This window comes from Paenibacillus sp. J22P90, assembly GCF_059692195.1.
The window spans coordinates 514,161-526,605 of record NZ_JCAUAY010000005.1 but is presented as its reverse complement, the minus strand read 5'-3'; the positions used below and the strand labels follow the sequence as shown (position 1 = coordinate 526,605).

Below are 12,445 nucleotides of genomic sequence, written 5' to 3'. Positions count from 1 at the left end.
CTATTGGAGGCCATAACCATGTTAAAAATCGGAATTATTCTCGGCAGCACTCGCCCAGGACGCAGAGGTGAAGTCGTCGCGCAGTGGATTCACGAAGTGGCAACTAAACGTACAGATGCGATATTTGAGATCGTCGATCTACTCGATTTTAATTTACCACTTTATGACGAACCTCATCCACCCATGATGATGAAATACACAAAGGAACATACGATTGCTTGGTCGAACGCCATTCGTGCTTACGATGGTTACATCTTCGTAACCCCGGAGTATAATCATGCCGTTCCTGCGGCGCTGAAGAATGCGATTGATTTCTTGTTCAATGAATGGAAAGATAAAGCCGCTGGCATCGTGAGCTATGGTGGTGGTACTGGCGGAGCTCGTGCAGCTGAGAACCTCAGGCTTATACTGAGTGAACTGCATGTAGCTAGTGTACGTGCACAGGTAACCTTGTCCCTCTTTACTGATTTTGAGAACTTCACGGTGTTAAAGCCAGGTCCGCGTCAGGAAACGGCTGCTAACACGATGTTTGATCAAGTGATTGCTTGGAGCGGGGCGTTGAAGACGTTGCGATGAGACATATTAGCTAAAAATGCTTAAAAAGCTGATTTAGGGTTCACCTATTTCAGCTTTTTTAAGTCTACTTCATCAAAACGCAAGGTGAACATTATCGCCTATTCGATTCTGTTTAGGGCTTCTCATCATTTTGTTTACATAACATATATTATGTAGCTAAAATATATTCAAAAATGCAATAGTACACTTATTTTCGTAGAAAACGGCTAGAAATTAACAAATTAGTGCAAAATGGCATCCTACATGGCCAAGTTGGCATCAAATGGGTATGTTCCAGGAGAAATAGTTGCACATTTGCAAGCATTTCAGAATACTCCGTTAATTCGATGCTAAAAGATGCTCTTTTGCAACTTTCCAACTAATTTATTTGGAGATGGCTTTGAGGTCCCCCTACCACCCCATCCGCTCCTTTAACGAAGCAATCTGCGCAATGTGATGCCGGTCATGCCAAACAAAACGTTGAAGCGCAACATCCAAACTCAGTAAACCAAGAACAGGACTCGTAAAAGTCTTCGAGAAATCAGATTCATTCATCGAACGAAGCACAGCTTCAAATCGAATATGGATCGCTTCCAGCAGTTGAATCGAAGCTTCTATAGGCACTTGATAATCACTCAGCTCTGCCCATAAGTCTTCTCGATAAGAGCTTGCAACGGGGCTATCCTCCGTAAGGGCTCGCTTGAACCGATTAAAAGCATTCATATCATTATCTGCCATATGATGAACGACTTGTTGAACGGTCCAGCCGTCAGGGCGATAAGGGGTCAAACGTTGTTCCTGGTTTAGGTTGCCGATAGTCAGACGCAGGATGCTAGCTGTCTCCGCAACGTCTGCAATCCACCCATCTCGCATAGCTTGAGTTGAATCCTTGATACTCTCGAATCTCCCAATGGGATAACGTAACTGTTCCAAATTGACAACTTCCTCTCACCATTTTACCAGCAGCCTGTCGACCCATTGTTCAATCCAATCTAACCTCTTTACTCGGATCTCTTAGATAATCAAACATACTCTTCACCTGAGCGATCGTATTCCGTTCTGCAGATAATTCGGGCAGCTCATTTTCCCCAAAAAATTGCACCTCACTCGTTTCCACACCGCTTATCGCACTTCCGCCAACGATTTGACAGAGAATGAACATTTTGTAGATGTGATAGGGTTCTGGCGGGTGGTTATGAAACTTTTTATCAAGAACAGCGAGCAATTTCACGGGCACCACATCAAACCCGGCTTCTTCTCTGATCTCTTTCACAGCGACTTCCGAAGGTGAATGCCCAATATCAGCCCATCCTCCTGGAAGTGCCCAGGCGCCATCTGCTTTTTCTTTTACGAGTAGAATCTTATCGTCCTCAAAAACCACACCACGAATATCAACCTTTGGCGTTGCATACCCGGATTCATTAGCAAAGCTAAGTCTAATTGTGTCCTTACCCACCAATGTGTACGTATCGAGAATATCTATACTTATCTCCCGCAATGCTTGGAAACGTTCTAGATCGTAAACGTCCTTGGAATAGGTTAAGCCGGTCTGAGCAATCGCTTGGATTTGCTTGGCCCATTCTAACCATTTGAGAGCTTGATTTTGCTCATTCTTAAGCAGCTTTTGGAACGGTTCGACACTTGTAAAAATAAGATCCGGCTCTATTTCAAAATGTGTGCTTTGATAGGTTGAAAGCCATTGAACACCATAAGTCCGCAAGCCTGCTGCCTTGCCTGCCTTAATATCCGCATTGCTGTCACCAACAAAAACAGCCTCTTCATGAGAGACTCCTAGAAAATCCAAAGCAGCAACAATCCCTTCAGGATGCGGCTTTGGCTTCTGTACGTCATCACCTGTAATCACAATTTCAAAATAATTCGTTAGATTCAAAGCTTTCGAAGAGATCTCATACGCTTTTCTGCTTTTTCCTGTAATAATGCCAATTTTGATGGCATTGGTTTTCAAATACGTGAGAAGCTGAAGCATGTCGTCCGACATTTGTACTTCCGCGGTATGATTTTTTTCATAAATCAAGTAATAGTCTGAAATAGCAGCCTGTACGTTTTCCTTCGTTCTAAGATTCCCTTCTATGATCTCATCCTCCGTAGGACCAAACATAGCGATCAACTCATCTGTGGACATATCACGGTCATCATACTTTTTAAAAACATATTTAAAAGCATAGAAAGATAATGGCAACGTATCCGCCAGCGTCCCATCAAAATCGAACAGTACAGCCTTAATCGTCATCGCTTCACGCTCCTACTTTTCGCCCGATATATAACAAATGCGAGGAAACACCTAGAATCGAGGGATCACGGGCTAACCGGATAAAAAGCTCAATCAACTCATCCTTTTCCCCGCGTTCCGTCCAATATTGTTTCTGTTCCTGCGATATCAATGCCCCTAGATTGGAAGAGCCAATCAACTCTAACGTCTCAAACCCATGACTCTCCATAAAAGGCTTCACTTCTTCCACATTGTAATAATAAGCTCCTGTAAATCGCCCTGCATCTGTATGGTTAAAAATGCCTCCGTCTATAAAATGCTCGATCGCTGCCATATTGTCATTCGGTTTCCATGCATTGGGGTAGAGCAACGAGGTTAGAAGCATCCGCATCCGGCTTTGAAAAGCGACAAACACGACACCATTGTTCTTGGTCACACGGTATAATTCTCTAGCCGCAGCAATGCGATCAGCTTCTTCCTGCAAATGATACAGAGGTCCCAACATCAGCGAAGCATCGAACGTTTCATCTGCTATCCCTTGCAACTGCGTTGCATTTAACGAATGAAAGCCAGTAAACCTATCTGCTAAGCCCAGCTCACTTGCCTTATTTTTCGCGAGCTCGACGAGATTTGGCGTTAGATCCGAAAGGGTCACGTCATAACCTAGTTTGGCTATTTCCATTGCATATTTCCCTGGTCCAGCCCCGTTATCTAGGATATGACCTGAGCTGGGGAGATACTTCTTCATGTAGTGCCAATTTACCGTAAATTCAATCGGCTCGCGATCTAATCTTCCCCATTCATCAAACTTGGCATAGTAATCAATCACATTCTTCATTCGTTTTCCCTCCCTGTTTTGAAAATGCAAAAAAGACCTATCGCCTACAAAGAGGCGACAGGTCTAACTATCGCGGTACCACTCTTCTTGATTGCACCAAATAACACATACAAATCCTCGAGACCCGTTCACGGAGGTTAACCGTTAAGATCTACTAGACACTTCGATCTTACCGCTCAAGGGTGAGTTGGGGAATCTATTGGCTGTCTTCCACCGAAGCGACAGCTCTCTGGACAATAGGGGTTCCTTACTAGTCCCAATCATTGCGTTTACATATGAAATGAACTGAATGTGATGTAAGTTTATAATCCCAAATACTTCCTGTCAATAAATTCTTTCTTTACAACCATTGTAGCTAACACAAAGCCTGATCCCATTAACGCTATAGATGAGCTTTCAATTGATCAATAATATCCGCATATTCCTGCTCCGTCAGCTGCTTATTGTCGGCAGGATTCATCTCGAACATCTTCCCCCAAGTGTAACCGTCCTTATACTTCGGCACAATGTGGAAATGTACATGCGGCATCGTGTCGCCAAATGCACCATAATTAATTTTGTCTGGTGAAAAAGCACGCTCAATCGCCGAAGCTACTTGAGCCACGTCGCGCATATAGGCATCTTGCTTCTCTTGTGATAAGTGAAAAAATTCAGTCTGATGCTCATTCAAGGCAACAATACAGCGCCCCTTGTACGTTTGTTCTTTAAACAGGTACAGGGTTGAAATACGCAATTGACCAATTTCAATCATCAGGTTGATTAATGCCTCATTTTTGCTGCAGTAATTACATACTTGGCTCATCGTGGAAGTCTCCTATTCTAGCGATAAAATAATGGGAATGTTTACTAGTATCATAGCATATTTCAAACCATAGAGAACAACCACATTTACAACTATCGAGGATTACGCTGCCGAGTCATTCTTAACAATACAACTCAGCCAACTTCCTCACACGTGCAATACCATCCCACATATCTCCTGGCCCATCGTACACAAGTGTCAGCGGTCCTTCATAACCAGCCTCTTTGACGATATCAAGGCACCGTAGAAACTCAAGTTCATCTAGCAATCCTTCGGTATTCGTTTGCGCTTTGGCATGGATGGATTCACTGTACGGAATCGTCCGAACAAGCTCATTGAATTTTCCAGTGCCTTTAAAGTTACCAAAATCAGAAGTAAACCCAAGGACTTCGCCGCATCCCTCCATGATAGCTAGACAATTATCCGCTGTTGAGGAAAGGGATTTGAAGTTTTCAGTCACAACGCGCACCCCATGCGCAGCACCGTATTGTCCTAGCTCTCGCAATGAAGCTATCGATCTTGCCAAGGCTTCTTGGTCAGTTGGATCCGCTTCTCCCGCGATCACTCGCACTCTTTCGGCGCCTGCTAATGCCGCGACATCAATCCACTCTTTAATCCATGCAAGGTCGGCTTGTCTGCGTTGCTCATCTGCACTAGAGATATCTCCGTATTCGATTAGGAGTGTATAAAAGCGCAGCCCAGCTGCTGAAAAAGCCTCCTTCAACGCTAGTAAATACGCTTCACTCGTCTCTGGAAAATTGAAATGACATACTTCCAGTGATGAAAAGCCCTTTCCTACTAGTACTGCAGGTAACTCGAGCAAAGAAAGCAGCTCTGGCTGATCTTGCACATCTGTATATGGTGTGCGATTGCTCTCATCCCAGCGTGTCCACCGCAAAGGCCCCAAATTCCGATGCAAACTCCAACTCGTCAATGATAAAAATGGCATAGCTTCCATCCCTTCCAAACTTCTGTTTTGGAGTATCGTATCAAAGTCATCGAGCAATCACCATATTCGAAAACGCAGATAGATGTCTTATTGTGCTATTTTCTACGATTATTCCTTCCAGCAAAACGATTCACTACACTAATTATTAATGTCATTAATTAATATAATGGTTTGTTGTTCAATAGAAAAAGCAGGCCACATCAGCGCCTGCTCCTCTATCTTACTTCATTCGCTCCAAAAGCTCTTCTAACCGCTCATAGGAGTCTTGCATCCCCTGCTCCATACCGGAGTGCAGCATGCCATCCCGATCTGCGACTGACTGAAACACCGATTGCATCACTAATTTGGTCTGACCGCCATCCATCGCTTCGAACTTAGCTGTCTCTAGGATTACATGTCCCTTCTCTGGAAGTCCTTCGAACTCAAAGGTTTGAATAATCCGTTCAGGTTCAGTAACTTCATGAAACACACCGCGAAAAGCAAACCCGTTCCCGTTGCTATCGCGATGGATATAACGCCAATTCCCGCCATTTCTCGGCTCAAATGTCTCCAGTTCCATGGTCAGACCTCGTGGTCCAAGCCATTCCACAATTAGCTTCGCATCTGTAAATGCTTGAAACACAAGCTCTCGCGGCGCATTAAACACACGTGTCATACTCAGCTGCTGACCTCCAGGTTCATACGTGAGAAACGCTTCATTTTTAATCATGACCTCATACTCCCTTTCCTATTTTCATCCTCTTACTATCCTTCGATATCCCTTTTTTAATCCAACGCAATCCGACCAAAAGCCCTCAATGTCATCAACATTTGCAACGTGATATATCCCTTCCAGTCGGCCTTCGCTTGCTGCCATTCGTCTTCGAATCTGCCCCACGTCCAGTTAGGCTCCCAGGTACCATCCTGGCCTTGATTTTGAATGATTGCATCTAAGTCCGTCGGGATGGCTCATGCGCGTGCCCGAACCCCTGATCATCGTTCTGATATGCTGTAAGCGTGGCGACGACTTCTGCCGGATCTCCATTTTCGAACACATATAGAAACATAGATTTCTCAATTTCTCTCGCCTGACTCAGAAGATAATCACGTGCTAAAGCATATCGCTCCTTAGACAGCATCACGATCGCTTCCTCTACCCTCCAACTCCAAGCTCATAAATTCCTCATCCAAAAAAGTACCATTCACGTACATGGATTTCGGCTCAACACCGAAGGTTTTAAAACCAAGCGAGTGATAGAGCTTCTTCGATGCGACATTCGTTACGCCAGTTGTTAATAGGATCAACCGAAGCCCATCTAATTGCTCTGCTCGCCTTATGATCGTTTGCATAATTTGCTTAGCCACACCTTGTTTTCGGTACGCTTCAGTAACATAAACGCCCCATATCGTGGCCTTATGCTTCAATTTCAATGTTTTTTCTCTGCCGAATCCTGCTACTCCAACAAGCCCATCGTCCTGATGAAAAGCACCGACAATAAAACGTTCCTCACTCTCAGAAATGCGTTCTAGTACACCTTCAGCCGTAAGTAAGACAGACTCTTCATAGGAAGCTGAAAAAGCCTCAGGATGCAGGCGCAGCCCCTCTAATCGCAATTTCCAGAACGCCTCAGCGTCAGCTTTCGTTACATTTCGAAGCGTAATCATGACACCCTCTCCTCTCATTGGATGAAACAACATACACTACATACTCGGTTTCGTTTGTTTTCTTTGCAAGAATAGAACAGCCCCAAAAACAACAACACATGCTATAGATACATAGGAGCTATAGAGGAAAACTTGTCTCATTCCATATGCTGCACTCATAATACCGCCTAAAAAGCTGCCGATAATGCGCGCGGCCCCAAGGCTGAGCAGGCCATTAAGCGTTTGCCCGCTTGCTTTCCATTCCGGTGGTACCTCGCGGTTAATAATAATGGCGATCGTAACGGAAAGTACGATAAAGATGAGGCCATGCAATACTTGAACAGGTAAAATCCAGTGCGCCACTTCTATCTGCGAGAATAAGAACCATCGCAAGGCTGCAGCCAATGCTGCAACGATGAAAATGAGCGAAACCGAGATCCGCTTAAATATTTGTGCTGAAAATAGTAAGAAAGGAATTTCACTGGCGGATGAAATGGCCATGGACCAGCCTAGCATGACACTATCCCCGCCCATTTGCTTGAAGTAGATCGGGAAGAAGGCGTAATAATAGCCTAATGTAATTTGGATAATAAAATTCAGGCTTAGATAGAGCATAAGTTTGCGATTTTTGAAAAGCTCACGAAATTTACGCCCCATCACATGTGCTTGGCGTCCTGTTGCACCCGGAAAGCGCCATAGAAATATGAGCGCAGCAGCCATCGTACAAGCATATACCGGGAACATCGAGCCAATGTAGGACTTGGCAATGAACCCAAAAAGGAGTGACATCATAGAGAAGCCTACGGTTCCACCTAGACGAATCCACCCAAAGCTCCATTTTGGATGCCGATCTAATTCCTCTAACGTAATCGCGTCGCTTAACGCAAATATAGACGTTTGAAAAAAAGTGAAAATACAAATGAAAACGAGTAAATATAAGAAATTGTGTGAAACTGGGAAAAACAGAATGGATATTCCGCTGCCAATGACCAATAGACGCAGGATGTGATTCTTCGATTTGGCACGGTCCCCTAAAGCTCCCCATACGGGTTGACCGATCATAGCAATTAAAGGTCCTAGACTTAGTAGGACCCCTATTTGCTCTTGTGAGAAATTAGCGTTGTTGAGATAAACCGGCATGAACGTTCCATAAACGGCGTTTCCCATGTAAATGACGACATAAAAGAATAAAAATGCTTTCATCTTCGTAGGTGTTCCCTTCTGTTACATACGGGGGTTATATAATGCCGATCCGCATGCGGTATCCAAATAAAATCGCTCGTTCTTCACCAGCGAACGCCTTCTCCACAAGCTGGCGAAAAATCGCCGCTTCTGCTTCCAGCTCTTTTGCCCCTAATTTTAAAGCGGTTTGCAAGCTGCCCTGACTCAACGCGAGGTTGGCATAGCGTGCTGCATCGCAGGTTTCCCAATTATGGAATACAATTTCTCTAGCATACCGGAACAACTGTGAATCCTGAATTTGCTTCAGATGCTCCTCCTTATTCCACTTGTGCGCTTGTTCATCCTTCTGTGCCAATTCTTTGGCTCTTTGATCCCCAAGGGCGGTTAACTTCAAATATTGCTGCTCGATCTCCCAGTCGATGACGGGCGGCCAATCACAATCATATGCAGCAAATACGCCGTCTGGACGAAGCACTCGAGCAAATTCACGCAAAGTGCTTTGCGGCTCCATCCAATGAAACGATTGCAAACACGTAACGATGTCTGCAGAATCAGCAGGTAGTGCTAGCTCATGCGACAGCCCCGCCATAAACTGCATATGCTCAGGCTTGTTCATCGCTTCCCACTTGGCAACAGCGACTGCACGCATATCGTCACTTGGCTCAACCCCAATGATCTGCTCTGCGTCATTCAACCATAGAAAAGAAGACAAGCCTGTACCGCAGCCTACATCCACAACGTTTTGCGGTTTTCTCCCCAAATATCCATTCAAAATCTTTATCAATTCCTGCGGCGCTGTTGGCCTGCTTTCATCATATAAAGCTCCAAATCCGGAAAAGCGCGTAACATTATTCGTCCGTATGTGCTCGATCATTCTTAACCCTCCCTTTCTACTTCATTGCGTTAGTAAGCACCACGAATATGGTTGTGAACTTGCTTCGCATAGAAGCTTTGCAGACGTGCCTGTTCTTCCGTAGTAAATGGAAGAACATCAAGCGTTGCCAGGTTGTCTTCAATTTGCTTCACGTTTTTAAAGCCAGGAATAATACAAGTAATGTTCGGATTCTCTAAAATCCAACGCATCGAAGCGCGTGCCATATTGCCGCGACCTTCACCGATCCAAGTGAGCTCCTGCGCAAGCTCTACGCCCTTGGTAAACGGCAGTCCTGCAAATGTTTCTCCCACATTGAACTGATCGCCGTTCGCATTGAAATTCCGATGATCATCAGCCGCAAAAGTGCTGGAGGACGTGAATTTCCCTGTCAATAAGCCGCTTGCGAGCGGAAGCCTCACGAGAATACCTACGCCTGCAGCGTTTGCTTGCGGGAATAGCTCTTCGGCAGGCTTTTGACGGAACAAGTTGTAGATCACTTGCAACGCTTTGACACCAGGCACAGTCAGACAGAACAAGCCTTCTTCCACTGTCTCAACGCTCACGCCATAATGGCGGATTTTGCCCTCGGCTTTTAATTTCTCAAGCACCTCGAAGACAGATCCATCTTTCAAGATCGCTAGAGGCGGACAATGGATTTGGTACAGATCAATTCGTTCACGGTTCAATCGTTTCAAGCTATTTTCAGCAAATTGGCGGACAGCTTCTTCTGAATAGGTGGCGAGATCATGAATATCTCCAGAACGACAAAATTTCGTCGCGATATAAACCTCGTCTTCTTTCCCCTTCGTCGCTTTCGCAAGTAACTCTTCCGCATGACCTGAGCCATACACATCTGCCGTATCGAAAAAGTTTACACCAGCATCCATCGCACGGTGTAATCCACGAATGGATTCATCGTCGTTCGCTTCACCCCAGCCTCCACCGATGGCCCAGGTTCCAAAGCTAACCTCACTAATTTGAAGTTCCGTATTTCCAAGTTGACGATATTTCATCTCTTCCCACTCCTTCTCTGTAAGTATCACTCAGTTGCTTCCATAGATTTTCATCTCACATCACTTCGCCATTAAGGAGGGGGAAACCTCCCCAATACACAACAAAACAGGATATCCCTTCATAAAGGATACCCTGTTCGTTAACATTTGCTACGCTTCCTGCTGTTTACGGAATTCGTTCGGGGGGAAGCCAGTTAATTTCTTAAACGCACGATTAAATGTAAAATAATGCTCATAGCCGACTTTTACGGCAATTTCTTGAATCGGCATCACCGATTCTTCCAGCATCTGTCTCGCATGCCGCATGCGAATACTCGTTAGATAATCAATGAAATTTTCGCCAATTTCATCTTTAAATAATCGGCTTAAGTAATTTTTGCTAAGACCGAATTTCTCGCTCAAAAGTTGCAACGACAAGGTGCTATCATTGAAATGCTGCTCAATATAATCTCTTACGTCACGCATTTGCGTACGCTGTCCGCGATGATCGCGAGCTAATCTCCACTTATCGGCTACTAAAGTCAGACTGTTATAATAAACACAGCGAAGCTCTTCAAGCGTTTCAAATGTGCCAAGCGCATGGGCAATGGGTGTCATCGCCTCTTGCTTCCATATTTCTGTATATTCGGGAGGAAAATCAGATAGCTCTCGGGTGAATGTATAACTCATATAGTGAAACAAGTTAAGCATTTCGTCATGCGTATATAGCCCACGGCCAATGGCTCCGAACAAAAAGTCGAACTGCTTCATCCAGTCCTCATTCCCGCATTTGTAAGCTTGCACAATAGAACGGATTAATTGGAGAACTTCGAATAGCTCTGACTCTGAACGACGCGAAGTTGAGGCGTAATCAATGACGCGATTGTTCCCAAGTGCTGATTTATACTCCAGCGCTTTTTCAGCCTGTTCAAACGAGAGGCGAATGTCCTTAGACAACGTAACGATAGAGCCAACCCCGATGGTAACTGTAAAGTCCAAATTAGCCTGCACCCACTCCTGAATACTCGTGCAAGTGCTAACCGTATGATCTTGATGCAGCGATTCCTGATGACCGAAGAGTACACCAAGTGTTTCTGAAGATAGCCAATCACACCATACGCCCATGTTCTGCTGTTCAATAATTTCTTTGAGAACATTCATTAACACGAATTTCAATAAATATTGATCCCGATAGCTATAATCCTGAGCAAATTCGGACATTCGGTCAATCTCGATAAGCGCAACGCCGAACGAGGACCATTTTTCCGTAAAACCGAAATACCGCATCTCCTCGTGCAGTTCGTTCGTATCGAATACACGGTCACCTGCCAGCAGCTCCTGGAAGAAATGCTTTTGGCGATATGGCAAATTCGTATTGCTTTCCGACTGATAGCGTTTGGCAAAATCAATAATCTGATCCACCGCCAAATCCACGTATTGCAGCACTTCGCCTTTCGATTGCCCTAACTGCTTGCCGCTAATGAATTCGGAAATCCGGTTCATGCTGGAATCGATCGGTTTGGAGTACCGTCTTGATAAATACACGATTCCTACAGAAGCGATCACAATCATAAATACGCCTAGTATAATCCAACCGTCATACAAATCTGTGAAAATCCCATAATGATAATTGGCATTTAAACCGCTGCTTAACTTCCATCCTGTAACTTCAGAAGTAAGTGTCAATATATCGCTATTGGCCGCATTTTTACTCGTACCAAGCAGAGCACCTTGACTGTCGAATAGCTTCACATAGCTGATTGAGCCTGAGGTTAATTCGTTGAGCCATGTTTGAAGCGAAGCTACATCCAAATTGATGACCATGACCCCGTATGGGGTCGTAGGGTTCGGTACTTTTTTAACTAGTGAAACAATGTTTACATCATAAGCCTGCATATCGAAATCCTTGTACTTCCGTGCCGTCGTCCACGTACTGGTGAAGGATTGAGACAATAAATCTTGAAGAAACAGTCGATCTCCAAACCTGTCCAGTGGGAGCAGCATGTCGGAGCTCAACACACTCATATCGATATTTCGATACAAATATATGGAATAAATTAGCGGAAAACTTAACTTGATTTGCCGAAATCGATCTGACACCTTACTGCTAAGCAGATATGGATTAAGCTCTACATCATTTTTCATAAATACATAAGAATTGAGCTCTTTATTATTCGTAATTTCAGCATTCACAATCTGATCAATATTCGCCAGAAGTGAATCCAACCGCTGTAAGGTGTAGTGGGAAAATGCTTCGTTCGCTCGTACGGTTTGCCGTTGTGATAATTGATTAACCGTCATGAAAAAAACAAAAATCAAGACGAAGATAACCACATAAAGAATCGGCAAATACGTCGTAAGTAAACGAAAAAACAAAGTTTGTTTTGTTCGCATAGCACT

At 44.4% G+C, this 12,445-nt stretch carries 13 protein-coding genes and 1 other annotated feature; of the genes, 1 reads left to right on the top strand and 12 read right to left on the bottom strand.

The genetic code is table 11. The annotated features are described in order from the left end of the window. Positions 1 to 18 precede the first annotated feature (18 nt). Positions 19 to 576 carry an NADPH-dependent FMN reductase gene (locus AC58UX_RS19945; protein WP_497255836.1) on the top strand — a complete coding sequence of 186 codons (558 nt, stop codon included), beginning with the start codon at positions 19 to 21 and terminating at the stop codon, positions 574 to 576. Between the two features lie 390 nt (positions 577 to 966). Here AC58UX_RS19945 and AC58UX_RS19940 read toward each other — a convergent pair whose 3' ends face one another. The 12 genes from AC58UX_RS19940 to AC58UX_RS19885 form a co-directional block, all read right to left on the bottom strand. Beyond that, a complete protein-coding gene (locus tag AC58UX_RS19940; protein ID WP_497255834.1) occupies positions 967 to 1,488 on the bottom strand; it encodes a YfiT family bacillithiol transferase in 522 nt (173 codons plus the stop codon). Between the two features lie 49 nt (positions 1,489 to 1,537). Beyond that, complete coding sequence (locus AC58UX_RS19935) at positions 1,538 to 2,806, bottom strand: NUDIX hydrolase N-terminal domain-containing protein (protein ID WP_497255832.1); 1,269 nt, start codon at positions 2,804 to 2,806, stop codon at positions 1,538 to 1,540. 4 nt (positions 2,807 to 2,810) lie between these two features. Next, the gene (locus AC58UX_RS19930; RefSeq protein WP_497255830.1) at positions 2,811 to 3,623 is read right to left on the bottom strand and encodes a class I SAM-dependent methyltransferase; all 813 of its coding nucleotides are present in this window, start codon (positions 3,621 to 3,623) and stop codon (positions 2,811 to 2,813) included. Positions 3,624 to 3,670: 47 nt separating this feature from the next. Continuing rightward, positions 3,671 to 3,896: a binding site (T-box leader), on the bottom strand. 109 nt (positions 3,897 to 4,005) lie between these two features. Continuing rightward, complete coding sequence (locus AC58UX_RS19925; RefSeq protein ID WP_497255828.1) at positions 4,006 to 4,425, bottom strand: HIT family protein; 420 nt, start codon at positions 4,423 to 4,425, stop codon at positions 4,006 to 4,008. A gap of 121 nt (positions 4,426 to 4,546) precedes the next feature. Next, entirely contained in the window at positions 4,547 to 5,359 is an 813-nt protein-coding gene (locus AC58UX_RS19920; RefSeq protein WP_497255826.1) for a sugar phosphate isomerase/epimerase family protein, read from the bottom strand. A gap of 235 nt (positions 5,360 to 5,594) precedes the next feature. Next, positions 5,595 to 6,083, bottom strand: a complete 489-nt coding sequence (locus AC58UX_RS19915; RefSeq protein ID WP_497255824.1) for an SRPBCC family protein — start codon at positions 6,081 to 6,083, stop codon at positions 5,595 to 5,597. Between the two features lie 220 nt (positions 6,084 to 6,303). Continuing rightward, positions 6,304 to 6,495 carry a hypothetical protein gene (locus tag AC58UX_RS19910; protein WP_497255822.1) on the bottom strand — a complete coding sequence of 64 codons (192 nt, stop codon included), beginning with the start codon at positions 6,493 to 6,495 and terminating at the stop codon, positions 6,304 to 6,306. Continuing rightward, entirely contained in the window at positions 6,482 to 7,018 is a 537-nt protein-coding gene (locus tag AC58UX_RS19905; protein WP_497255820.1) for a GNAT family N-acetyltransferase, read from the bottom strand. The genes AC58UX_RS19910 and AC58UX_RS19905 overlap by 14 nt, the downstream gene beginning before the upstream one ends. Positions 7,019 to 7,054: 36 nt before the next feature. Then, complete coding sequence (locus AC58UX_RS19900; protein WP_497255818.1) at positions 7,055 to 8,200, bottom strand: MFS transporter; 1,146 nt, start codon at positions 8,198 to 8,200, stop codon at positions 7,055 to 7,057. 34 nt (positions 8,201 to 8,234) lie between these two features. Next, positions 8,235 to 9,053: a class I SAM-dependent methyltransferase gene (locus tag AC58UX_RS19895; protein ID WP_497255816.1), complete on the bottom strand. Its 819-nt coding sequence runs from the start codon at positions 9,051 to 9,053 to the stop codon at positions 8,235 to 8,237. Positions 9,054 to 9,082: 29 nt separating this feature from the next. Next, complete coding sequence (locus AC58UX_RS19890; protein ID WP_497255814.1) at positions 9,083 to 10,066, bottom strand: aldo/keto reductase; 984 nt, start codon at positions 10,064 to 10,066, stop codon at positions 9,083 to 9,085. A gap of 150 nt (positions 10,067 to 10,216) precedes the next feature. Next, on the bottom strand, positions 10,217 to 12,439 hold the full coding sequence (locus AC58UX_RS19885) for a helix-turn-helix domain-containing protein (protein WP_497255812.1): 2,223 nt from the start codon (positions 12,437 to 12,439) through the stop codon (positions 10,217 to 10,219). Positions 12,440 to 12,445: the final 6 nt, after the last annotated feature.